At 65.5% G+C, this 21,613-nt stretch carries 24 protein-coding genes; 9 read left to right on the top strand and 15 right to left on the bottom strand.

Features of this window, described 5'->3' with window-relative positions; translation table 11 throughout:
* Positions 1–108: 108 nt before the first annotated feature.
* Positions 109–1,605, top strand: coding sequence for a PucR family transcriptional regulator (locus IEW02_RS18975; protein ID WP_188546441.1), 1,497 nt, complete (start codon positions 109–111; stop codon positions 1,603–1,605).
* Here IEW02_RS18975 and IEW02_RS18970 read toward each other — a convergent pair.
* Positions 1,599–3,290 carry a flavin monoamine oxidase family protein gene (locus IEW02_RS18970; RefSeq protein ID WP_188546440.1) on the bottom strand — a complete coding sequence of 564 codons (1,692 nt, stop codon included), beginning with the start codon at positions 3,288–3,290 and terminating at the stop codon, positions 1,599–1,601. The genes IEW02_RS18975 and IEW02_RS18970 overlap by 7 nt on opposite strands.
* Positions 3,287–4,075 carry a carbon-nitrogen hydrolase family protein gene (locus IEW02_RS18965; RefSeq protein WP_188546439.1) on the bottom strand — a complete coding sequence of 263 codons (789 nt, stop codon included), beginning with the start codon at positions 4,073–4,075 and terminating at the stop codon, positions 3,287–3,289. Before IEW02_RS18965 ends, IEW02_RS18970 begins: the two co-directional genes overlap by 4 nt.
* A 99-nt stretch (positions 4,076–4,174) precedes the next feature.
* On the opposite strand from IEW02_RS18965, the gene speB reads away from it, so the two are divergent.
* Positions 4,175–5,128 (top strand): agmatinase, encoded by a 954-nt coding sequence (gene speB, locus IEW02_RS18960; RefSeq protein WP_188546438.1) that lies wholly within the window; start codon positions 4,175–4,177, stop codon positions 5,126–5,128.
* Between the two features lie 34 nt (positions 5,129–5,162).
* Here the strand turns inward: speB and IEW02_RS18955 are convergent, their stop codons facing one another.
* The gene (locus IEW02_RS18955; RefSeq protein WP_188546437.1) at positions 5,163–5,777 is read right to left on the bottom strand and encodes a DedA family protein; all 615 of its coding nucleotides are present in this window, start codon (positions 5,775–5,777) and stop codon (positions 5,163–5,165) included.
* A complete protein-coding gene (locus IEW02_RS18950) occupies positions 5,774–6,187 on the bottom strand; it encodes a VOC family protein (RefSeq protein WP_188546436.1) in 414 nt (137 codons plus the stop codon). Before IEW02_RS18950 ends, IEW02_RS18955 begins: the two co-directional genes overlap by 4 nt.
* Positions 6,188–6,264: 77 nt before the next feature.
* On the opposite strand from IEW02_RS18950, the gene IEW02_RS25370 reads away from it, so the two are divergent.
* Both IEW02_RS25370 and IEW02_RS18940 read left to right on the top strand, forming a co-directional pair.
* On the top strand, positions 6,265–6,870 hold the full coding sequence (locus tag IEW02_RS25370; protein ID WP_188546435.1) for a TetR/AcrR family transcriptional regulator: 606 nt from the start codon (positions 6,265–6,267) through the stop codon (positions 6,868–6,870).
* Between the two features lie 163 nt (positions 6,871–7,033).
* Positions 7,034–7,870 (top strand): GAF and ANTAR domain-containing protein, encoded by an 837-nt coding sequence (locus IEW02_RS18940; protein ID WP_188546434.1) that lies wholly within the window; start codon positions 7,034–7,036, stop codon positions 7,868–7,870.
* A gap of 1 nt (position 7,871) precedes the next feature.
* Here the strand turns inward: IEW02_RS18940 and IEW02_RS18935 are convergent, their stop codons facing one another.
* A complete protein-coding gene (locus IEW02_RS18935; protein ID WP_188546433.1) occupies positions 7,872–9,053 on the bottom strand; it encodes a DNA cytosine methyltransferase in 1,182 nt (393 codons plus the stop codon).
* Between the two features lie 20 nt (positions 9,054–9,073).
* Positions 9,074–9,661 carry a TetR/AcrR family transcriptional regulator gene (locus tag IEW02_RS18930; RefSeq protein WP_188546432.1) on the bottom strand — a complete coding sequence of 196 codons (588 nt, stop codon included), beginning with the start codon at positions 9,659–9,661 and terminating at the stop codon, positions 9,074–9,076.
* Positions 9,662–9,681: 20 nt separating this feature from the next.
* Between IEW02_RS18930 and IEW02_RS18925 the strand changes: the two genes are divergently transcribed.
* A complete protein-coding gene (locus IEW02_RS18925) occupies positions 9,682–10,338 on the top strand; it encodes a nitroreductase/quinone reductase family protein (protein ID WP_229746160.1) in 657 nt (218 codons plus the stop codon).
* Here the strand turns inward: IEW02_RS18925 and IEW02_RS18920 are convergent.
* From IEW02_RS18920 to IEW02_RS18905, 4 genes are read right to left on the bottom strand one after another with little or no spacing between them, the layout of a single operon-like run.
* Complete coding sequence (locus tag IEW02_RS18920; RefSeq protein ID WP_188546431.1) at positions 10,255–10,596, bottom strand: SCO6045 C-terminal-like domain-containing protein; 342 nt, start codon at positions 10,594–10,596, stop codon at positions 10,255–10,257. The two genes, IEW02_RS18925 and IEW02_RS18920, sit on opposite strands and share 84 nt — an antisense overlap.
* Positions 10,593–11,408, bottom strand: a complete 816-nt coding sequence (locus IEW02_RS18915; RefSeq protein ID WP_188546430.1) for an MbnB/TglH/ChrH family RiPP precursor modification enzyme — start codon at positions 11,406–11,408, stop codon at positions 10,593–10,595. Before IEW02_RS18915 ends, IEW02_RS18920 begins: the two co-directional genes overlap by 4 nt.
* A complete protein-coding gene (locus IEW02_RS18910) occupies positions 11,405–12,283 on the bottom strand; it encodes a TIGR04222 domain-containing membrane protein (protein ID WP_188546429.1) in 879 nt (292 codons plus the stop codon). Before IEW02_RS18910 ends, IEW02_RS18915 begins: the two co-directional genes overlap by 4 nt.
* The gene (locus tag IEW02_RS18905; protein ID WP_188546428.1) at positions 12,280–13,149 is read right to left on the bottom strand and encodes a TIGR04222 domain-containing membrane protein; all 870 of its coding nucleotides are present in this window, start codon (positions 13,147–13,149) and stop codon (positions 12,280–12,282) included. Before IEW02_RS18905 ends, IEW02_RS18910 begins: the two co-directional genes overlap by 4 nt.
* Before the next feature lie 126 nt (positions 13,150–13,275).
* Here IEW02_RS18905 and IEW02_RS18900 point away from each other — a divergent pair, with 126 nt between their 5' ends.
* The 4 genes from IEW02_RS18900 (at position 13,276) to IEW02_RS18885 (ending at position 18,139) form a co-directional block, all read left to right on the top strand.
* Complete coding sequence (locus IEW02_RS18900; RefSeq protein WP_188546427.1) at positions 13,276–14,829, top strand: acetolactate synthase large subunit; 1,554 nt, start codon at positions 13,276–13,278, stop codon at positions 14,827–14,829.
* Between the two features lie 66 nt (positions 14,830–14,895).
* Complete coding sequence (msrA, locus tag IEW02_RS18895) at positions 14,896–15,417, top strand: peptide-methionine (S)-S-oxide reductase MsrA (protein WP_188546426.1); 522 nt, start codon at positions 14,896–14,898, stop codon at positions 15,415–15,417.
* A 210-nt stretch (positions 15,418–15,627) separates the two neighbouring features.
* A complete protein-coding gene (locus IEW02_RS18890) occupies positions 15,628–16,722 on the top strand; it encodes a ferredoxin reductase (RefSeq protein ID WP_188546425.1) in 1,095 nt (364 codons plus the stop codon).
* Positions 16,723–16,741: 19 nt separating this feature from the next.
* A complete protein-coding gene (locus tag IEW02_RS18885; protein ID WP_188546424.1) occupies positions 16,742–18,139 on the top strand; it encodes a fatty acid desaturase family protein in 1,398 nt (465 codons plus the stop codon).
* A gap of 56 nt (positions 18,140–18,195) precedes the next feature.
* Here the strand turns inward: IEW02_RS18885 and IEW02_RS18880 are convergent, their stop codons facing one another.
* The 5 genes from IEW02_RS18880 to IEW02_RS18860 are packed head-to-tail and all read right to left on the bottom strand — an operon-like array spanning position 18,196 to position 21,579.
* Positions 18,196–18,762 (bottom strand): class I SAM-dependent methyltransferase, encoded by a 567-nt coding sequence (locus IEW02_RS18880; RefSeq protein WP_188546423.1) that lies wholly within the window; start codon positions 18,760–18,762, stop codon positions 18,196–18,198.
* The gene (locus IEW02_RS18875) at positions 18,759–19,535 is read right to left on the bottom strand and encodes a PIG-L deacetylase family protein (RefSeq protein WP_229746159.1); all 777 of its coding nucleotides are present in this window, start codon (positions 19,533–19,535) and stop codon (positions 18,759–18,761) included. Before IEW02_RS18875 ends, IEW02_RS18880 begins: the two co-directional genes overlap by 4 nt.
* Complete coding sequence (locus IEW02_RS18870; RefSeq protein WP_229746158.1) at positions 19,520–20,461, bottom strand: acyl-CoA dehydrogenase family protein; 942 nt, start codon at positions 20,459–20,461, stop codon at positions 19,520–19,522. Before IEW02_RS18870 ends, IEW02_RS18875 begins: the two co-directional genes overlap by 16 nt.
* Complete coding sequence (locus IEW02_RS18865; RefSeq protein WP_188546422.1) at positions 20,458–21,141, bottom strand: glycosyltransferase family 2 protein; 684 nt, start codon at positions 21,139–21,141, stop codon at positions 20,458–20,460. Before IEW02_RS18865 ends, IEW02_RS18870 begins: the two co-directional genes overlap by 4 nt.
* A 3-nt stretch (positions 21,142–21,144) precedes the next feature.
* Positions 21,145–21,579 (bottom strand): SRPBCC family protein, encoded by a 435-nt coding sequence (locus IEW02_RS18860; protein ID WP_188546421.1) that lies wholly within the window; start codon positions 21,577–21,579, stop codon positions 21,145–21,147.
* Positions 21,580–21,613 lie beyond the last annotated feature (34 nt).

Raw genomic sequence — 21,613 nt, 5'->3', positions numbered from 1 at the left:
TGGGGACTTCGTGTACCAGAATTATGGCGCTGCTCACCGACAGGGGCGCCCTGCCGTTTTGTCTATCGAACTCGCCTTCGCAGGCCAATCCGGAACTACGCTGTCGCCATGAGCGTGCGTATCCCCTGGTTGCTGCAGCAGCGGCATCTCGACCTCGGCCTGCGCGCAGGGCGATCAGGAATCGACAACCCCATTCAGTTCGCGCAGGCCACGGAACTGCTCGATCCGCGCCCGTGGCTGTCCGGCGGTGAGCTGGTACTCACCACCGGCCTGGACCTGCGCAGATCGGCGGCGGACTACGTCGATCGACTCGTCGACGCGAAGGTGTCCGGCATCGCGTTCGGCACCGGTCTGTCGCATCCGGAGATTCCCGCCGAGCTCCTGGCCCGGGCCGACGAAACAGGGCTTCCGGTGCTCGAAGTTCCGATCGCGACGCCGTTCGCCGCGGTCACCAAGGCAGTGATGTCACGCCTGGCCGAGCAGCAGTACGAACTGGTCCGACGCGCAGCCGACACCCAGACGCGCATCACCCGTGCCGCTCTGCGCGGGGGTAGCGCTGCGATCGTGCGCGAGCTCGCGGTGGCGACTCGCGGCAGCGTCGCCTTCGTCGGACGTCGGACCTCGAACGTGCATCCCCCGACGGACACCGCTCTGGTCGATGAAGCACGCGCGCTCGTCGAACAGCAAGGGCGAGCGCCGGGTTCGATGAACGTGGCCACCCCCGGCCGGTCACTCACGGTGCAACCGGTCAACCTCGCCGGCACCGCGCACGGTGTCCTGGCCGTCAGCACGCCCCGTCCGCTCGAAGGTGTGGAACGGGTACTTCTCGGCCACGCGGTGTCGTTGTTGACGCTGGAGCTCGAGAAACCACTTCGGTTGCGTGACAGTCAGAATCGTCTGGGCGGGTTGGCGTTCGGCCTTCTGCTCGACGGAGTGCTCCGACCGAGCCAGGCCGACGGTTACCTCGACGACGCGATGGACGACTCCGGGCGACTCCGGGTCCTGATCATCGACACCCCACACGCCGACAAGGTGCGACGCCATCTCGATCTCACTTTGCGTGACCTCGCCCGCCCCCTCGTGGCGCGGGTCGACGGGTCGATCGCCTCGGTGTTGCTGCGCGGGTCCGACACGCGAGCCGACGTCGACACCTGGCTGGGCAGCCTCCCGGTCAATCAGCTCCGCACGGTGCGAGCCGGACTCAGTGGGAACCATGCGCTCGACGGCATCGAAGATGCTGCACTGCAATCGAAGTCGGCAGTAGACATGGCGAGCGCACACGCACCGATCGCCGAGTTCGGTGCCGCCGAAGGAACCACGCTGCTCTTGTCCGAACCCGTCCGCCGAGCGCTGCGCGCCATCGCCGCGTCGACGGTCGCCGTACTCGACGAGCACGACAGAACGGAGGGGTCGTTCCTGGTGCCCTCGCTGCGCGCCTATCTCGAGGCCAACGGCCAGTGGGAGAGCGCGGCAGCGTCGTTGAACGTCCACCGGCACACCCTCCGCAGCCGAATCGGCCGGGTGGAAACGGTATTGGAGTGCGACCTGTCGAACGCGCTGGTGCGAGCGGAGCTGCTGCTCGCCTTGCACGGAGGCGGTCAGTAGTCTCCCAACCTGATCGGCGCGATCTGCGCGAACACGTCACCCGGCCCGGGGTTATCCGGACTCGACTCCCCGCCGAGATGGTCCATCACTCCCCACACGGCGTTGAGCGCAGTCTGAATGGCACCCTCGGCCCACCCCGCTGTCCACGAAATGTCATCTCCTGCAACGAAGATACCGCGGTGGCGTGGTTCGAGATCGGCTTGATGGAAGTGTGAGAAGAGACGTTCCTGGTAGCGGTAGTGGCCGGGCAGATTGGCCTTGAACGCACCCATGAAGTCGCGTTCGGTTTCCCAGGACAGCGTCACCGGGTCGGAGATCACGTGGCTGCGGATGTCCACCCCGGGGTAGATCTCCTCGAGTGATTTGAGCATCAGGTTCCGCCGCTCACCGGGGCTCAGCGGAAGCAGCTTGAGCGAATCGTCGGACCAGGTGTAGGACAGGCAGATCAGACCGGGCTTGCCCTCGCCCTGATCCAGCAGATACGTTCCGCGACTGAGGCGGTCGGTCAGCGTCATGCTCATGACGTCGCGGCCCGTAGCGGGATCGGTGTCCTTCCAGAACGGACGGTCGACGAGAACGAACACCTTGGTCGACCCCATGTAGTGGGTGCGTTCGATCGCGGTCCAGTGATCGATCGGGAACAGGTCGTCGTCGCAGTCGATGTTGTTGAGCAGCATCCAACTCTGTGCCGTGAAGATCGCCGACGCGAAGGTCGTCGTGACTCCGCTGGAATCGGTGACCGAGACGGACCCGTCGGACGTTCGTGACAGTGCGGTCACGGCGGGGCGCGTGTATCCACCGTTCAGCGACGCCACGGAGGTGCCCGCAGGCCAGTGAACCGTGTTCTTCGGTGCGTGCGACCACAATCCGACCGGTAACTGCTGCGAACCACCGACGATGCCGCGATGGTGGTCGTCGGCGGCCGTGCTGACCACACGCAGGATTTCCAGGATGGAGTTGGGAAAGTCGGTGTCCCACCCGCCGGTGCCGAAACCCACCTGCCCGAACAACTCTCGGCGGCGGAACGATGCGAAGTGCGGCGACGTCGCCAGGAATCCGTAGAAGGTGGTGTCGTCGAATCGGGTCACGAGGTCGTTCCAGATCCGCTTGACCTCGGCTGCGTCGCGCGCCCGAATTGCCTTCTGCAGCGGGATCAGCTCCGAGCTTTCCTCGAGCGTGCGCTGCCACGCCCCTGCGACTTCCGCGAACTCTCCTGGCAGGTCGTCGAGGTGACGCGCATAGTGGCTCTCACCCTTGAGGTCGATCACCGTGCTGGGTGTGACCTCGGCCAGCGGGTTCGGAAACGGAGTCGTCTCGAGGCCCAGGCGGTCCAGGTAATGGAACAGCGTCGTCGAGGACGGAGGGAACCGCATGGCACCCATCTCGGCCACGACATCCGGATAACCGTCGAAGGGAACGGATTTCATCCGCCCACCGATCTCACCGGACTCGTAGACGACCGGCTTCAGACCGAGTTTGAGCAACTCGTACGCCGACACCATGCCCGACAGACCGCCGCCGATGACGGCGACCTCGGTGCCGTACATTTCCTGCGGGATCGAGCCGAGACCGGCTGGGTGCGTCACGTAGTCGTCGTAGGAGAACGGGAAGTCGGGCCCGAACATGGTCAGCGGCGGCTCTTCCTGAACGGTGGCCGTGCTGTCCGGGGTGACGGGGGCGGTCATCGAGTTCTCTCCTGCTCGTACAGATCGGGGCGACGGTCGTCGAGATGAGTGTTGACGCCGCGGGAGCTGGCCACGACGGCAGGGTCCAGGTCGAACGTCAGCAGCTGCTCACCACGACCGGCTCGGGCCAGTTCGGTTCCGTCGGGGGCGATGGCGCAGGTGAGGCCGACGTACTCGAGGCCGTTCTCGACGCCGCACCGGTTCACGTACGTCACGAACATCTGGCTCTCGTAAGCCCGCGCCGGAACCACCTGTGTGGCCACGAGGTCGTAGGGCGTCATCAGTCCGGTGGGGACGATCAGCCACTCGGTTCCCGAGTCTGCGTGTGCGCGAACAGCTTCGGGGAACTCGACGTCGTAACAGACCAGCACTCCGCAACGGATGCCGTCCAGGTCGAACTGCGCCACCAACGTGTCGCCGGGGGTGAAGTGGTCGCGGTCGAGGTCACCGAAGAGGTGCGTCTTGCGGTAGTTCAGCAGGGCGGTTCCGTCGCGGTCGATCACGCGGACACTGTTGTAGACGGCGCCGTCGGCGAGTTCGGGGTAGCCGTAGACGATCGCAGTGTCGTTCGCGCGTGCGATGTCCGCCATGGCTGCGGCGATGGGACCGTCCGCCGGTTCTGCCCGCTCGACGATGAGATGTCCGATGTTGTATCCGGTCGCCGACATTTCGGGACACACGAGGATTCGCGCACCCGCCGCCGCGGCAGCACGCGCTGCCGCGTCGATGGCGTCCACGATGCCGTCGGGACTGTCCGGACCTTGGAACAGGCTCACCGTGGTCACGCAACCTCCTCGAGAATGTGTGGGCCGTCAGGGATGAATTGGACCCTATTTTCGTCCCTGGTCGCCCGCAGAACTGTATCCACGGGCAGGATCAGGACCATGAGCGAACCGATCGGACCCGTCGACGCCACCAAGTTTCCTCGCTACACCGAGCCGTCGACGTTCGCCCGTCTCCCCCGCCTGGACGAAGTCTCGCGCGCCGACGTCACCATCCTCGGAGTGCCGTTCGATTCCGGCGTGAGCTATCGCCCCGGAGCGCGGTTCGGCCCCGGCCACATCCGCGCCGCGTCCAAGCTGCTGCGTCCGTACAACCAGGCCGTCGACGTTTCCCCGTTCGCGGTTCATCAGGTGGCCGACGCCGGCGACATCGGGGTCAACCCGTTCGACATCGTCGAGGCGCTGACCACTATCGACTCTGCGGTGACCGACGTCCGCAAGGACGGCTCGTCGCTCCTCACGCTCGGCGGCGATCACACCATCGCGCTGCCGATCCTGCGGTCCCTGTACCGCGATCACGGTCCCATCGCCGTGCTGCACTTCGACGCGCACCTCGACACCTGGGACACCTACTTCGGCGCCCCGTACACCCACGGCACGCCCTTCCGCCGGGCAAGCGAAGAGGGCCTGATCGACCTCGAGCGGTCACAGCACATAGGTATTCGCGGTCCGCTCTACGGGAAGAAAGACTTGGAGGACGACGAAATTCTCGGATTCCAGATCATCCGCTCCGACGACTTCGAGGTCGACGGAGTGCGCAGCATCGTCGAGCGAATGCGGCGTCGGCTCGACGGCGGACCCGTCTACGTGTCGGTGGACATCGACGTACTCGACCCCGCACATGCGCCCGGTACGGGTACGCCCGAGGCCGGCGGCATGACTTCGCGTGAACTACTGAACACCTTGCGCGGTCTCGTCGGACTCAACGTCGTGGGAGCCGACATCGTCGAGGTCGCGCCCGCGTACGACCACGCCGAGATCACGGGGATCGCCGCCGCGCATGTTGCCTACGAGCTGCTGTCGGTGCTGGCGCTGAACAAAGCCGCCTCCCGCTGACGGCTTTCCGACCTGACCGCACAAGCGCAGAACCTCAGGCCGCAGCCTTCTCCGACCGATGCTTGCGCACCCGCCACACGATGAGCGCGACCACGACGATCGCGACCACGATCAGGGCCGCGTCCCGTCCGACCGTCTTCGCCACCGCTTCCCAGGAGTTGCCCGCCACGAATCCCAGGGTGACGAAGCCGGCACCCCACACCAGACCGCCGAGCGCGTTCCAGGTCAGGAACTTCGGGTAGGGCATGCGAGAGATTCCCGCCAGAGCGGGCATGACCGCTCGGAAGAATGCGACGAAACGGCCGAGGAATACCGCGGAACCGCCGCGCCGAGCGAGAAAGTTCTGCGCCTCGGTCAATTTTTCACGCCTTTTGTCCAGAATGCGCATTTCGAGCAGTCGGGGGCCGAAATGTTTGCCGATCTCGAAACCGCAACTGTCGCCGACAATGGCTGCGACCACGACGATCGCGGCAATCGCGAACACCTCGACCTTGCCCTGACTGGCCGCGACCCCGCCCAGCACCGCCGCCGTTTCACCGGGGATGACGAATCCGACGAAAATTGCGTCCTCGACGAAGACCAGCAAACCGACCGTGAGATAGATCCAAATCGGGGCAATGTCGAGAATGCGTTCGATCAGGGAGGTCATTCGTCGATTCTATTGACGAACTGCGCTACATAGTCGCCAACGGGTTCGATGGGTGTGATCACATCGATCAACACTCCGTCCGGCGCCTCGACGATGAAATGCCGCTGCCCGAAGTCTTCGGTTCGCAGCGGCAACGCCAGCGTCAGTCCGTTGGCGGTGACCAACCGCTCGAACTCCGCATCGACGTCGTCCACCTCGAGGTTCAACAGAATTCCATTGCTCACTCGCCCTCGATGTGCGGCCGGGACCGTCTCGTGCGAGCAATCCAGCACAGCGAGTTCATGCCCGTCGCGGTGCAAGGAGACGTACCAGTCGGATTCGAACGTCGGTTCGAACCCGAGGTGGCGAATGTAGAAGGCGCTCACCGTCGCCACATCCTCGGTCATCAGTACCGAATAGAAGCTCTGCATGTCGTTCTCCTTTACGTACAGTGTGTATGTAAAGGAGAAGATAATATACGTACACACCGCATGTAAAGGGGTCGCCGGTGCCACGGGCAACGAGAGACGAGAGCGACAGGACGGCTGCGCGAATACTTACGACGTCGGCCGATTTGTTCACGCGCCACGGGTTTGCCGGCGTGGGACTGGAAGAGATCGCAGTAGCGGCCGGCGTCACCCGAGGAGCCGTCTATCACCACTTCGTCAGCAAGAAGGGGCTGTTCGTTGCAGTCGCAGAGTCGACGGCGAACCGGGTTGCTCAGGCGGTAGTCGACGCGGCGGACGACAATCGCGAACCGTGGGACGCCGTCGCTGCCGGCTGTCGCGCCTTCCTGATCGCCATTCTCGCCGACGACGCGCGACAGATTCTGCTTCTGGACGCGCCGACGACGCTCGGCTGGAACACGTGGCGACAACAGGACTCCGATGCGTCGGGGCGGCATCTCGAAGAAGCTCTCGAATCACTGGTCTCACAACAACTTCTCGTGACCACGTCGGTCCCCGCGCTGACCGCGCTGCTGTCAGGAGCGCTGAACGAAGCTGCACTGTGGGTCGCCGGCTCGCCGAACCGAGACATCGCCCTGGACGCCGCGTGGGGCGAGTTCGAACGTCTGCTTCACGGTCTGAACGAAAGAACCCCGTCGGGCACGTAGGTGACCGACGGGGCACTCCGAGTCATCGGCGGTTTGTTGCACTCGATGTCCCTGGCAACCCGTGACGTCCGGACATCACGACCACCTCGGTGGTCTGTACCCGATCATGAGCGGGTCAAACGGCCGTCTCCCCTCGACGCGGTGCATGACATACTCGGGCGCCATGGACAACACCCCGGCGCAGGCGTCGACCGACGACTCGGTCCTGGCCGCCTCCGACACCACGGTCGACGTGGATAACGCTGCCGCCGTGGTGACCGACGCAGCCGAAACCACGCTCACGCCGTCTCGTATCGCAACGGTGCTGGCCGCTATCGGCGGCAGCGTCGAGGACGACGACCATCTCGTCGTTGTTCTCGAGCGCACGGTGGAGATAGCGCAGGAGGCGATCGACGGCGCGTCGAGCTGCGGCGTCACCATCGCGCTCGGTGGGCGCACCTACAGCGCCGTGCACACCGACAAGCGCACCCTGGCTGTCGACGCCCACCAGTACGAGGCCGGCGACGGCCCGTGTCTGGAGGCGGCGCGCACCGGTGAGATCGTGCGGGTCGACGTCGACGCCGCGCAGCAGGCCTGGCCCGAGTTCGCCCGCCTCGCGCGTACGGACGGCATTCGCTCGTTCCTCGCAGCACCCCTGCGCACCGACACGCTCGAGCTCGGCTCGTTCAACCTGTACGGCGTGTCCCCGAAGGCTTTCGACAACCTCGACGAGGCCATCCTCGACGCCCTCACCACTGTCGTCTCGCGTGCACTGGGTGATTACGCGCGACTTCGGTCGGCGGAAGAGGTGTCGAGTGGACTGCGGGACGCCTTGGCCCACCGGGCGCCCATCGAGCAGGCCAAGGGAATTCTCATGGCGATGCATGGCGTCGATGCCGACGCCGCGTTCGCCATCTTGGCGACTCGATCGCAGAACGAGAACCGTAAGTTGCGAGACATCGCACGCGAGTTCGTGTCCCAAGTCTCGACTCCGCGAGTGGACGACTCCGGAGCAGCCTGAATCACCCGCGACGGATGTCCGACGCCCGCAGAGACGTGTTCGGAAGAACCACCTCGGACATGTCCGGTCGCACTCCCGTCAGCGACCACGCCGCGGCAGCGGCGATCTGATAGCTGATCAACGGCGGAACCGCGTCGCCGACGTGCCGATACCGATTCGCCAGTCCACCGCCGCCGAAGCGGTAATCGCCGGGAAACCCGTTGAGTACGGCCATCTCTCGAAGGCTGCACAGCCTGTCGTCCACCGGGTGGGCGTAGCGGCCGTTACCCACGTGCCCGCATTCACGTTTGATGGTCGGCGCCGGCTTGTCCCATGCCATGCGGCCGTACACGTCGGGGAAACTGCCCAGCATGGACCGGTCGACGAGCCTGGCCATCGCCGGCGTCAGGTAGCTCGGTGCGACGCGAAGGAGATCGCGCCACGAGCCACCGTCGTGTGGAATCGCAGCGATGCGTTCGCGGTTGGTCTGCGAGACGAACCGCGGCGACACGTGCGCGGAGTCCGCCGGGTCCGTCTCACCCGCACCTTGCGAACGGTACTGTCCGACAGCATTTTTGACGGTGGTGACGTCCGGCGGTATCCGGTACCCGTCCCATAGATCGTCGAGCGATCGCGGGATCAGACCGTCACGGGTGGCGACGATCAGCGCACGTTCGCGCACCTGAGGCAAGCCGTACGTCGTCAGAAGCCGAACCCTCGCGTCGACGGTGTAACCCAGTCGCTTCAGAGCAGCGTGGAGAGCGTCGAAGTGCTCACGGAAGTTACCGCTCAACAACTCTCGCGCGTTTTCCATCACGACGACGGACGGCCTGAGTTCCTCAGCGAACGCAGCCACCCGCGGTACCAACGCGTTGCGCACGTCGTCGACGAGGTGGTTGCGACTGTTCGTCCGGCTGAAACCCGTGCAGGGCGGACATGCCGCCAACACGTCGACGCCGGTGATGCCGAGCCGATCGAGCAGCTCGGCGGGTTCGACTGTCGCCAAGTCGATGTCGAGTGGTTCCATGCCCATGTTGAGCGCATACGTGGTGTTGCACGCCAGCGATCCGCGGCGGCTGCTCGGCTTGCCCAGTTGGGCGTCGACGGCACCGACGATCTCGAACGACGGGTGCGCGTGAAATCCGTAGCTCATACCGCCGCCACCGGAGAACAGATCCACCACGGTGAACGGACGGTCGGCCATAAGTCGACAGAGTATCCCGCTCAAGCGGCTAGAAGCGCGTTCACCATCACCGACACCGTGTCGGTGTATTCGCTCGGGGTGAGCAGACCGTCCGTACTTACTCCGTGCAGAGCCAGACCGTCGGCGAACGCGATGACAGCACGCGCCGTCGCCGCGCGCCGACCGCTAGCCGTGCCCGAAGGCCACATCGACGCCAATGCACCCGCCAAGTCGGAGTGAACGGATTTCAGCAGTTCCGTTTCGATCGATCTCAACGGCGGTGACGTCGCAGCCTTGGCCGCGAACGCGACGTGCAACCGGATCTCGGCGGCGCGGCGATCGTCGAGCGGGAGGAGTTCCTCGATCACCATGGTCACATTTCGGCGGAGGTCGTCCCCGTACTCGATTCCGTTCAGTCGCGCCCGAATGCGGTCGAACACGATTGTGTACGCGTCGGCCAGCATTGCCTCCTTGGTCGGAAAGTAGTGCTGGACAGTGCCGATCGACACCGCCGCCAGGGCAGCGACCTCGCGGACGCTGGCGAACTCGATTCCGCGTTCGGCGATGATCGTGAGGATCGCATCGGAGATCGCGGTGCGACGATCCACCGGTCTTGACTTCTCTGCCATACCGAGGATCATACAGTCGTATGAACAATTCATACGATCGTATTAGAATTCCCCGTGGATTGGCCGCCGCGACTCTCGTGATGCTCGGAGTCGCCTGGGCGCCATTCGTGCTGGGGATCGACGCGGGTCCGACCCCCGCGATCGTTCAAAGCGGGCTCTACGTCGGCCTGTTCGTTCTCACCACGGCCGCACCACGGGCAAAGATCCACCTGGTTCGCACGGTGCAGCGCTGGCTCGTCAACCCCGTCGTGCGACTCCTCTTCGCGCTGAACATCAACCCGTTGGGTCTTGCGATCCTCGAAACTCGAGGGCGCGTCTCCGGGCAGCCGCGGCGGACCCCTGTCGGCAACGGGCGCTCGGGCCACGACTTCTGGATCATCGCCGAACACGGATGGGCGGCCGGGTACGTTCGAAACATACTGCAGGACAGCGAAGTGCGTGTGCGTCTACGTGTCGGGTGGCGATACCGGTGGGTCGACGGGGTCGCCACCGTTCGTCCCGACGACGACCCCCTGGCCCGTCAGCGCAGGATCGCGGCATGGCACCCACTGCGAGCGATCAATGCCGTGAACGTGCGCGCGATGGGTACAGATCTACTGTCCGTGCATGTTGCGCTGTCGACGCCGCAGGAACGTTCGCAGACGACTCGGCCGCACCTGCACTCCACGGTCGCGTAGATGCCTGGTGAAGGCAGCGGCGTCCGCGGCGGTGGACACCTTCGGGCGATCGCGCGCCCATTCGTCGAACAGAACATGGAACCGGTCGCCGCACGCGTGCACGACGAGAGGGTCGTACCGGCCGATCTCACTCGCCCGTTTCCGACGCAACGCCTGCGCCGCCACCGCGACTTCTGTGGCGTCGATGCCCGCCGGAATCGGCCCTCCCGCAACGAGAGCGCGGACCAGTGCTGCCTGTTGCTCGGCCAATCCGCTCACCGCGGGGTCCTGTCGAACGGCGTGACCCGTGGCAATCGTGCCGCGTCGGCGATCGCGTCCAACTCGTCGTACAACTCGTGCGCCGGCGGGTAGTTTCCGTCCCGTTCGAGCATCAGGGCGGGTAGGCCGTTCTCGGCCAGCGCTCGCACCAACTCGAGCACTGCGTCCGGAACGGGGTCGGTGTGCGTGTCGTGATAGAAACCGTCGCGCTCGGACCCACCCGCCACGTGGCAGTAGGCCACCGTCTCGCGCGGGATGCGCCGCAACTCGTCCCATGGGTCACGATTCTTGTTGCGCGCGTTGGCATAGACGTTCGCGATGTCGAGAACCAGATGCACTCCGGTACGTGTCACCAGTTCGGTGAGGAACTCGCTCTCCGTGTAGTCGGCGTCTGCCCAGTCGACGACGGACGCCACGTTCTCCACCGCAAGCGGTACCGGCAGCGACTTCTGCGCTGCAATGATATTGGACGACAGCACATCCAGAGCTTCCCTCGTGCGCGGCATCGGCAACAGGTGACCCGCTTCGATACCGTCGGCGCGCACGAAGGCGATGTGTTCGCTCACAACTGGGGAACCGAGCGCCTCCGCGCACGCCGCCAGGTGGGTGACGCGGCGCTCGTCCACCGGACCGACACTACCCAGCGACAACGAAATCCCATGTGGCACAACCGGGATACCCAGTACCAGCAGGTGCGGCGGGGGCTCCGACGGGTTCACGGACTCCGCGATGACTTCGCAGAAGCCCAGCCCGCGAAGCTCGGCGATCACACCGGCGATCTCGGGGCGCCACCCGATGCCGAGGCCCCTCATTGCCCACCACCTCCGCAGCCGCCTCCGCCGCAACCACCACCTCCGCAGCCGCCCCCGCCACAGCCGCCCCCTCGACACCCGTCGCTGCCGCATCCGCCACCGGACGAATCTCCGCCGAACCCACCGAGCGAGAAGAACTGATTGCCGGCTCTGCTGAGATTGGCCGCGTTGGCCACATCCGCATCGAGCATCACGATGACCAGGAATCCGTAGATCGCGGCTCCCATTCCCGCCATCGTCGACCCGTACGTCGTGTACGCGGGTCGCATGTGCGGTGCGAGGTAGTCGAGCTCCTCTTTCAGCCGAGCCAACTCCGCCCGGCCCGTCGGGGTACAGCGACGGGTCCGAGCGAATCTTCTGAGCACGACCGTGGCAGCAACCAGGACGACCATTACTGCGACGATCGCACTCTCGGGTGCGCCGCTATGCACGCTGACCGCGAAACGTGCTGCTCCGACCACCGTGACGACGGCCGGTGCCGCTGTGGCTCGCCGAACCGCCCGATCGGCGTCGCCCGTCAGCAGTCCCTGCTTGATCAGGTCCTGTCGCATGAGCTTCAGGGAGGCTCGAAGCCGAGATCTCAGGCGGGAGTAGTCGCCGTGCCGGACGACCGAGTACACCGCTCGGGTGAACCGGTCGGACGGATCGGGCCCGGGCCGAGCGAACTCGCCGATCAGACCGTCGGCTCGCAGACTTCCCAGAGCAGCGGCAATCGCGTGGGCGTCGCTGGTGAGCATTCCGACCTCGGTTGGGCTGAGGGTGCGCCCCGGACGCCTCGAGGAGCGGTTGCCCGGAGTCGCGGCGAAGTACAGCCCGATCAGAATCGACGCGATCGCAGCAACGATGTAGCAGGCCACGAAGGCGTTGCCCGTCATCCCCCACACCCCCCGCCGCCACATCCCCCGCCGCCCCCGCCACCGTCGCCGCCCCCGCCACCGTCGCCGCCCCCGCCACCGTCGCCTCCGAAGGAGAATCCGCTGTCGCTTCCTCCGGAGAAGTCCGCTGCCTTGGCCAGGCCAGGGTCCAACAGCTCCAGCGCTGCGACACCGAACAGTGCGGCCGACAATCCGGCCATCGGCGCACCGTAGGTGCTGTACGCGGGGCGTTGTTTCGGCGAGAGGTAGGCGTGATCGCTCTTCATTCTCGCGAGTTCGACTTTCCCCGCCGGCGTGAGTCGACGAGACCGTGCGAAGGCCCGCAGCGGCAGGTTTGCCATGCACAGGACCCACATCACGATGAACAGGAATACGACCGGCTTTCCGGCGAACACTCCGAACGCGAACCGGACCATGCCGATCACAACGAGCACGGTCAACGGGAAGGTGGCCGCTTTCGCCAGGCGATCCGAGTCCCTGACCAGCAACCCCAGTTCGACCATGTCCGCTCGCATCTGATCGAGCGGCCCCTGCACTCGCTTCAGCAGGCGCTTGTAGCCACCGGAACGCGCCGCCTGCAGCAAGGCGAGGGAGAACGGATCGAGAGAGCCGGCGTCCGGGCGGGGCCGCGGCCCGATCCAGTCCCCGGCACGCAGAATGCCCAACGCTGCCGCCACTGCGCGCCCTTCCCCGACGAGCATTCCGACCTCGGGGGGAGTCAACTGCCTAGGTGGGCGCGTCGGAAGCTGGTCCGACGGACCCGGCGTTGCGAGAACATAGATCGCGTACGCCAGCACGGCCGCGGCCGCTGCGATGTAACCGGTGAGAAAGATGTGGCTGGGGATCCCCCAGGTGTCGTTGTTCATCACACACTCCCTTCGAACGTTGTTGCCGCTCAGGTGAAGTCGTGTCCCCTGGTGTCAGTATCAGGGCGAACCAGGCAAAAGCGCTACCTGGCCACCGATCGTGTCCGATCCGTTACTGTCGAACATGTGATCGGTTCTCAGGCACTCATCCGCACGCTCGTCGACGCGCAGGTCAGCGTCTGTTTCATGAACCCCGGGACGTCCGAGATGCACTTCGTGCACAGTCTGGACTCGGTTCCGGAGATGCGCGGCGTGCTGACCCTCTTCGAGGGCGTCGCCACCGGAGCCGCCGACGGTTACGCCCGCATCGCCGACAAGCCCGCCGCCGTGCTCCTCCATCTCGGCCCCGGCCTGGGCAACGGTCTCGCCAACATGCACAACGCACGCCGGGCGCACTCCCCGATCGTCGCCGTGGTCGGCGCACACGCGACATTCCACGAGAAGTACGACGCTCCCCTTCAGTCGGACATCGAGTCGGTGGCCCGCACCGTGTCCGGGTGGGTGCACACCTCCGGACTCCCGCGAGATGTCGCCGAGGACGGGGCCGAAGCCGTCGCTGCGGCGATGACCGCTCCCAAGCAGATCGCCACCCTGGTGCTTCCCGCGGACGTGTCGTGGTCCGAGGGCGCCGAACCGGTGGCACCTCATCCTGCGCAGCTGGCACCGGCGGTGCCGAGCATCAAGGTCAGCAGTATTTCGAGATCGCTTGCGTCGCAGCAGAACACCGTCATTCTTCTCGGTGGACCCGCTTTGGGCGAACGCGGCCTACGCGCCGCCAGCCGTATCGCAGCGGCCACCGGGGTGCACCTGCTGGCCGAATGCTTCCCCGCCCGACTCGAACGTGGTGCCGGAGTGCCGAACGTCGATCGCGTCGCGTACCTGGCGGAAGCCGCCCAGGAGCAGTTCGACGGGGTGACGCGAATCCTGTTGGCAGGAGCGGTGTCTCCGGTGTCCTTCTTCGCGTATCCGGGCAAGGTGGGCGATCTCGTCCCGGAGGGCTGCGTGGTCGAGACGCTGGCCGGGCTCGATCAGGACATCGTCGGCGCCCTCGAAGCGGTGGCCCGTGACGTCGCCGCGGAGGCCGAGCCGGTGCTGAGTGCAGCCGTGGACACTCCTCGCCCCACGGGTGAGCTGAACGTGATGACCTTGGCCGCCGCGATCGCACACACGTTGCCGGACAACGCAATCGTCGTCGACGAAGCGAACACCTCGGGATTCGCCCTGCCCGCCGCGACGGCCGGCGCCCCACGACACAGCCTGCTCACGCTGACCGGAGGCGCCATCGGACAGGGCATGCCGGTGGCGGTGGGCGCCGCGATCGCCGCTCCGGACCGGAGGGTCGTCAACCTCGAGTCGGACGGCAGCGCGCTGTACACGATTCAGGCGCTGTGGACCCAGGCCCGCGAGAACCTCGACGTCACGACCATCCTGATCAACAACAGCTCCTACGCAATCCTGCGGATGGAACTGCTGCGAGTCGGTGCCGACAACCCCGGGCCCCGCGCACTCGAGATGCTCGACCTGTCCAAGCCCGACGTCGACTTCACCGCGATCGCCACGGGCCTCGGCGTCTCGGCCGTCCGCGTCACCACGGTCGACGAGCTGGTCGACGCGATCGAGCGCGCCAACTCGACTCCCGGCCCGTCGCTGATCGAGGCCATCGTGCCGCCGATCGCGTGAGCCCGGGACCAAAACGCGCCCCTCGTTCGTTGAACCGATAGACCGCGACAGAAGGAGCAAGAAATCATGGGCACCACAACCGAAACCGCCGTCCTCGCGGGCGGATGCTTCTGGGGCATGCAGGACCTGATCCGCAAGCAGCCGGGCGTCGTCAGTACACGTGTCGGCTACTCGGGCGGCGACGTCGAGAACGCCACGTACCGTCGGCACGGAACGCACGCAGAGGCCGTCGAGATCGTCTTCGACCCCAAGCAGACCTCGTACCGGAACATCCTGGAGTTCTTCTTCCAGGTCCACGACCCGAGCACGAAGAACCGTCAGGGCAACGACGTCGGTGTGAGCTACCGCTCGGCCATCTTCTACACGAGTGACGAGCAGAAGCGCGTCGCCGAGGACACGATCGCGGACGTCGACGCGTCGGGCCTGTGGCCGGGCAAAGTCGTCACCGAGGTTGCGCCGGTGGGCCCGTTCTGGGAAGCAGAGCCCGAGCACCAGGACTACCTGCAGAAAATTCCGAACGGCTACACCTGCCACTTCGTGCGCCCGGGTTGGAAGCTCCCGCGTCGCACCGAGTCGGCGACTGCCTGACGTTTGTGAGTGGTGGGCGACGTCGCGGCCGTGGTCGTGACCGCCCACAGCAAGGGTTGGCTGATGTGAGCCGGGTGAGTCAAGGGGTATTACTGTGGGGTAGGTAACACCCACTACTCACCCGGACCGGTCGAAGTGCTGCACGCCAGCGCTTCGGCCGGATCGGTCGTTTCGGTAACTGAGACGCCAATTCACAGATAGGTTGACGGAGTGGCTGAACGCGGAGCACGACCCAATGTCTCGACAGCTCGTCGGCTGTCGCTCAAAGCGCTGAGGGTGCTGTTCAACCCACTGCGTCCCGACGACTACCTCGAGATGATCAACCCGCTGTGGACCACACGCGAGCTTCGCGGCAAGGTCGAGCGGGTCGAGCCCGAGGGCAGCGAGGCCGTCTCGGTCTTCATCAAGCCCGGCTACGAGTGGGCCCCCCACAAGCCGGGACAGTACGTTCGGCTCGGCGTGATCATCGACGGCCGCTACCACTGGCGCGCCTACTCGCTGACATCCGACCCGAATCCGCGCGACGGGCTGGTCAGCGTCAGTCCGAAGCTGGTCGAAGAGGGCACCGTCTCCCCCTTTCTGGTGCGCGACATCAAGCCGGGCGACGTCGTTCGCCTCAGCGAGGTCGAGGGCGAGTTCCTACTCCCCGATCCGCTCCCGAAGAAGCTGCTGTTCGTCAGCGCCGGCAGTGGCATCACACCGATCGTCTCCATGTTGCGCAGCCTGATCCACAAGGGCTCCTTGCCCGACACCGTGCTCGTTCACTCCGTGCACGACGAGAAGCAGATCATGTTCGCCTCGACGCTCGACGAGCTCGAGAAGGACCACAACGTTCGCGTCATCCGACGCATCACCAGCGACGACGGCCGAATGAAACCGTCGGACCTCGACGAGATCGCGCCCGATTGGCGCGAGCGCGAATCGTTCGTTTCCGGTCCGGGTGACCTTTTGTCCGATATGCGTGAGTATTTCAAGACTCACGACCTGTCCGACCAATTTCATTACGAAAGCTTCCAGCCGACGATCGGCGGTGAGGATCACGAGGGCAAGGGCGGAAACATTCGCTTCCTGCAGAGTGATACCGAAACCGAATCCGACGGTGGGACAACAATTTTGGTGGCCGGCGAAGAAGCCGGCCTCAAACTGGCGCACGGTTGTCGTATCGGCATCTGCCATACGTGCATCGGTACGTTGAAGAAAGGTAGTTTACGGGACCTTCGAAACGGGGAAGTCTCGTCACCTACGGGGGAATCGGTGCGCATATGTGTGAACGCTGCAGAAGGCGACATCGAAATCGAGTTGTAGAAGTACACACGGAGGAACCATGACCACCATTTCGGAACGACCGTCCATCGACCATCCGCTCGCCCACCTGAGCGAAGAGACCATCGAGAAGTTGGCGGAGGAGTTCGACGCCATCCACGACGAGGTCTACTCGGATCTCGGCCAGAAGGACCGTGACTACATCACGGGTGTCATCGCGATGCAGCGCCAGCTCGTCGTGGCCGGTCGCGTTCTACTTCTCGGTTCGCGCAGCAAGACGGCCTGGGTCGCCGGCACCGCTGCCCTCGGTGTCGCCAAGATTCTCGAGAACATGGAAATCGGGCACAACGTCATGCACGGCCAGTGGGACTGGATGAACGATCCGGACATCCACTCGTCCGTCTGGGACTGGGACACCGCGTCCACGGCCGCGTCGTGGAAGCACTCACACAACTACGTGCACCACACGTACACCAACATCCGCGGCAAGGACAAAGATCTCGGCTACGAGATCATGCGCATCGATCCGTCGCAGAAGTGGTCGCCGGTCTACCTCGCTCAGCCGTTCTACAACCTGATCCTCATGGCCTTCTTCGAGTGGGGCGTGGCACTGCACGACCTCGACATCGACGCCATCCGCAAGGGTGAGAAGCCGATGAAGGATCTGGCACACGATCTGCGCGGAATCGCCCACAAGGGCCGCAAGCAGATCATGAAGGACTACATCGGCTGGCCCACCATCAGCGCCGGTGCCTACGCCCTCGCGCAGCTCGCGTCGGGTGGCCGCATTCCGGAGCCGAAGACGTCGCGCATCGCATCACGTCTGCGCAAGGCAAGCTCGAGCAAGCAGAGCAAGTCGGTGGCATCCCTCCTGGACAAGCGCGCCGGAGGCGTCGAGAACACGTTCCTCGCGACCGTGGCCGCGGACTTCACCGCAAACATCATTCGCAACGTGTGGTCGCACGCCATCATCTTCTGCGGTCACTTCCCGGACCAGGCCTACACGTTCAGCAAGGAAGAGACCGAGAACGAGTCACGCGGCGGCTGGTACGTCCGCCAGCTCGTCGGTGCCGCCAACATCGACGGTGGTCCCCTCTTCCACCTCATGAGCGGCAACCTGAGCTACCAGGTCGAGCACCACCTCTACCCGGACATGCCCAGCACTCGGTACAAGGAAGTCGCGCCGAAGATCAAGGACATCTGCGAGCGCTACCAGCTTCCGTACAACACCGGCCCGTTCTCGCAGCAGTGGGGAATGGTCATGCGCACCATCGCGCGCCTGGCTCTGCCCGGCGGCAAGGCACGCCCGAAGCCCGGCCCGTACCGCAGCGAGCTCGACAGCTCGGACACCAAGCCGAGCGAGGCAGCTCGTTCGCGTAGCCGTGTTCCCGCGAGTCATCCCGACGCCGGCCCGGAGCACAAAGGCGGCGGCGTGGACGTCCAGCCCCCGCCCCGCTAGAACCTGAAAACCGAGACGGCCCCGACACTTCACAGCGTCGGGGCCGTTCTCGTTCTCTATCGAACTCGCTGCATCACATCGGCGAGTATGTCTGCGTCGCTGTACTGCGCGTCCAGGCGCAGTCCGTCCGTCGCCCGCAGCACCTCGTGCACCTGCTGCGCGTCGGTCGGGTAATCGTCGACGTGGTGTCTCCAGTGCACCGCGATCAACGTCCCACCGATCTCGAGTGCGTCGCGCACGGTCGTTGCGATGGACGGTAACTCGGCTTCGGTGAAGTAGTACGCCATCTCGCTCAGCACCACCAGGTCGAACGTCTCGTCCGGTCGGCCGTCCCGGAGCGAACTCTGCTCGAACGTGACATTGGCCAGATTCCGCGCCCGCGCCCGCTCGAGGGCAGCCGCAGCGATGTCGGTCGACAACACCGAATCACACCGTGCGGCAATCCTTTCGGTCAGCACCCCGATAGAGCACCCCGGCTCGAAAGCCCTCCGGTAGCGCTCCTCCGGCAACATGGCCATCGTCAGGTCGTACTTGCGACGCTCGTACCACCGCGTCTCGAAACCCCACGGATCGGGATTCGCGGAGTACATGTCGTCGAAGTACTTGTCGGGCAACGCGGTCATACGGCCCTCACATCTTCCAGGAACACAGTTTCCGTTTCTCGTAGCAATCGGTCGAGCACCCACGGTGGCAGCACGGCGCGGTCGGCCGGATCCGGGGACAGGTCGTCGATCTGAGACCGGAACCGCGAGACAGCTCGACGTTTGGCCTCCATCTGCTCCGGCGACAGGCTGACGGTTCGGGCCCGGTCCCACGGCACACCGTCGTCGTCCGGAACGGCCCAGTGCCACATCCAGATCGGGTACTCGACGTACGTGGCACCCACCGCAGCCGCCACCATCTGTGCGACGCGTCCGGTCGCCTCGTGGTCAGGGTGCCCGTCACCCGAAAAGGTTGCGGCGCACCACGTACCCGGCCCGCTGCCGTCCAGGAACTCGGCGAGCTCGCCCGCCAGAAGATCCTCGTGTTGCGCGATGTGGCCGTCGGGTAGACCCAGTCGGTGCGGGGGCGGGAGGCCGAGCTCCCCCAGCGCGGTGATGGATTCGAGCCGGCGGATTCGTTCGAGATCGGCCCGGCCGTAGGTCGGCGAACCGGGATGCGACGCCCCGCCGTCGGTGACCGACACCACGGAGACGTCGACTCCGACCGCGGCAAGCCCCGCCGCAGTTCCGCCCAACCCCAAGATCTCGTCGTCCGGGTGAGGGGCGATCACGACGAGGCGTCGACACGTCGACATGTCCAGCGCGGCGAAGTTCGGTGTCCACTGTTGCCACACCGTTTCCGGCGTTCCCCGGTCTTCGACGGGGCTCGCCTCGAACCTCACCGTGTTCGCCACGTCGGCTCCTTCTCCACGATGGTCTGCCCCAGTGCTTCCAGGTCCTGCTCTGCGTGGGACTGCCGGATATAGGTCCCGAGATCCGCAACTCGTTGTGCGTGATCGGCATTCATGCAGAGCGGACCAGCGCCCAGGGCGCGACCGACCCGGTCCAGTGTGTCGGTGACCGACTGTTCGACGATGCGGCGTACTCGCAACGCGCGCATCCGCCCCTCACCGAAGCGGTCCGACGGGTCCTTGTCGATTTCCGTTGCTGCGCAATCCAATGCGTAGGACGCGGCGGCGAGACTGGCGTCGACACCGCCGAGGTGCGCCAGCGCATGCGGCGACGCCGTGCCGCGCTCACACTTGTCGTACAGCACGTCGGCGACCGCGAGAGCTCCCCCGAACCAACACGCGGCGACGCCGATGGCCCCGTGCCAGAAACCCGGTCGTGACAGATAGTCCCCGGTAGCGCCGACCGGCTGCGCCGCGACGTCGTCGAAATCGACTGCGCCGGAGTCGCTGCCCGCCATCCCGACGGCGTGCCAGGTATCGGGCACCGGCTCGACACCGTCCACACGCAAATCGACCGCGAACAGCGCCGGCGTCCCGTCCACGCGCGCTGTGACCAGAGCGTGCGTGCAGCTGCTCGCTCCCGAACACCACGGCTTTCTGCCGCTGAGACTCCAGGTGCTGCCGCGACGCGTCGCGACGAGGATCGGTTCGGGTGGCTCGGCAGCCCACACCCCCCACGAGTCCGAGGGGCCCACCGACGGCCCACCGAGTTCGGCGAGGATTGCGACGGCGTCGGCATGCGCTTCGGCCATCCGGCCGAGGACGACATTCTCTCTGGCCAAGCGCTGCAACGCCGTCCACCGTTCGCGGGTGCGACCCCCGCCGGGTAACGGGAGGTCCAAGAGTCCGGAGACGGCTGCCACCGTCACGATGGGACCGCCAACGAGCGGAGGTGATGTGCAAATCCCTCGCCGGCGCGCGCGTCGGTCCGGTCGGAGGTTGCCACGCACAGATCGTCCGCCCAGGCGACCGGTCGCCCTGCTGCGATCAAGCGATCGACGAGGTCCTGATCCTCACCGACGGCCAAGGGCCGGAACCCACCGACGGACCAGTACGCGTCGGCGCGAATGCCCAGGCTTGCGCCGTGCACGTGCTTCTGGGTCGAATTTCCCTGCGCCGCAGCGTATTGCTCGTGGAACAGACGCTGCACTGCGGTCGAATGATTCGGCCAAGCATCGACTCGCACGGTCCCTGCTGCGGCATCCGCGTGCGCCGCGTGGGCGAGGTGGTTGTGAAACCAACCCGACTCCACCGTGGAGTCGGCATCGGTGGTCGTGAGCCAGGCATCCGACCCCAGTTCCGCTGCCACCGAGGCGAACCCGGCTGCCCGGGCGGCGCCCACATTCCGCGCGACGATCTCGACCACCTCGATGCCCTGCGGCACCACGGACGCAGTGTCGTCGTCGCACGCGTCGAGCACGACGACGATCGTGACCGGAACCAGCACCGACGCAGCGGCCCGGCTCAACGCGTCGAGACAGCGGGGCAGCAGCTCGGCTTCGTTGTGCGCCGGAACCACAGCGACCAACTGCGTCGGCGGCGTGAACACGTTCTAAAGTTTCTCGACTGCTGCGGTGATCGCGTCGACGGTCTCGTCGCCGACCCGCTCGAACGCAACACCGGCGATCGGATCGGCCAACTTGGCAATGCCGTTGAACTGAATGTGTGCGTGATACGTGATTTCCGTTGACTGAGGCCCGGATTCGGCAAAGGTCAGGTCGTCGACACTGGTCGCCGTCTTGTTCTCACCGCGGAACACGATGTGCTCGGCTTCGTCCGTCTCGAGCGAGTAGGTCAACTCGGTGGACATCCCGTACATCTTGGTGGTGTTGTGCCACTGCGTTCCCACAGCCACAGGGCCCGCGGTGATCTGCTCACACTTCTCGGTACCCGGATCCCAGGCTTCCGCGTTGGCGAAGTCTCGAAGGTACGCGGTCACCTTCGGCAGGGTTTGCTTGACGGTGAAGGTACGGGTCACATCGACCATGGGTGGCTCCTTGTCTGGGACGCTGTTCCGATCG

It is taken from the genome of Rhodococcoides trifolii, from assembly GCF_014635345.1.
In the GTDB taxonomy this organism is placed as follows: domain Bacteria; phylum Actinomycetota; class Actinomycetes; order Mycobacteriales; family Mycobacteriaceae; genus Rhodococcoides; species Rhodococcoides trifolii.
Note: the sequence above shows the minus strand (reverse complement) of the source record. Positions and strands in the feature narration are given on the sequence as shown.

What these genes read in the sequence shown, in the direction of transcription:
- IEW02_RS18975 (WP_188546441.1), top strand. Translation starts at nt 109, where the DNA reads ATGAGCGTGCGTATCCCCTGGTTGCTGCAGCAGCGGCATCTCGACCTC.
- IEW02_RS18970 (WP_188546440.1), bottom strand. Translation starts at nt 3,290, where the DNA reads ATGACCGCCCCCGTCACCCCGGACAGCACGGCCACCGTTCAGGAAGAG.
- speB (WP_188546438.1), top strand. Translation starts at nt 4,175, where the DNA reads ATGAGCGAACCGATCGGACCCGTCGACGCCACCAAGTTTCCTCGCTAC.
- IEW02_RS18955 (WP_188546437.1), bottom strand. Translation starts at nt 5,777, where the DNA reads ATGACCTCCCTGATCGAACGCATTCTCGACATTGCCCCGATTTGGATC.
- IEW02_RS18950 (WP_188546436.1), bottom strand. Translation starts at nt 6,187, where the DNA reads ATGCAGAGCTTCTATTCGGTACTGATGACCGAGGATGTGGCGACGGTG.
- IEW02_RS18940 (WP_188546434.1), top strand. Translation starts at nt 7,034, where the DNA reads ATGGACAACACCCCGGCGCAGGCGTCGACCGACGACTCGGTCCTGGCC.
- IEW02_RS18935 (WP_188546433.1), bottom strand. Translation starts at nt 9,053, where the DNA reads ATGGCCGACCGTCCGTTCACCGTGGTGGATCTGTTCTCCGGTGGCGGC.
- IEW02_RS18930 (WP_188546432.1), bottom strand. Translation starts at nt 9,661, where the DNA reads ATGGCAGAGAAGTCAAGACCGGTGGATCGTCGCACCGCGATCTCCGAT.
- IEW02_RS18925 (WP_229746160.1), top strand. Translation starts at nt 9,682, where the DNA reads ATGAACAATTCATACGATCGTATTAGAATTCCCCGTGGATTGGCCGCC.
- IEW02_RS18915 (WP_188546430.1), bottom strand. Translation starts at nt 11,408, where the DNA reads ATGAGGGGCCTCGGCATCGGGTGGCGCCCCGAGATCGCCGGTGTGATC.
- IEW02_RS18910 (WP_188546429.1), bottom strand. Translation starts at nt 12,283, where the DNA reads ATGACGGGCAACGCCTTCGTGGCCTGCTACATCGTTGCTGCGATCGCG.
- IEW02_RS18905 (WP_188546428.1), bottom strand. Translation starts at nt 13,149, where the DNA reads ATGAACAACGACACCTGGGGGATCCCCAGCCACATCTTTCTCACCGGT.
- msrA (WP_188546426.1), top strand. Translation starts at nt 14,896, where the DNA reads ATGGGCACCACAACCGAAACCGCCGTCCTCGCGGGCGGATGCTTCTGG.
- IEW02_RS18885 (WP_188546424.1), top strand. Translation starts at nt 16,742, where the DNA reads ATGACCACCATTTCGGAACGACCGTCCATCGACCATCCGCTCGCCCAC.
- IEW02_RS18880 (WP_188546423.1), bottom strand. Translation starts at nt 18,762, where the DNA reads ATGACCGCGTTGCCCGACAAGTACTTCGACGACATGTACTCCGCGAAT.
- IEW02_RS18860 (WP_188546421.1), bottom strand. Translation starts at nt 21,579, where the DNA reads ATGGTCGATGTGACCCGTACCTTCACCGTCAAGCAAACCCTGCCGAAG.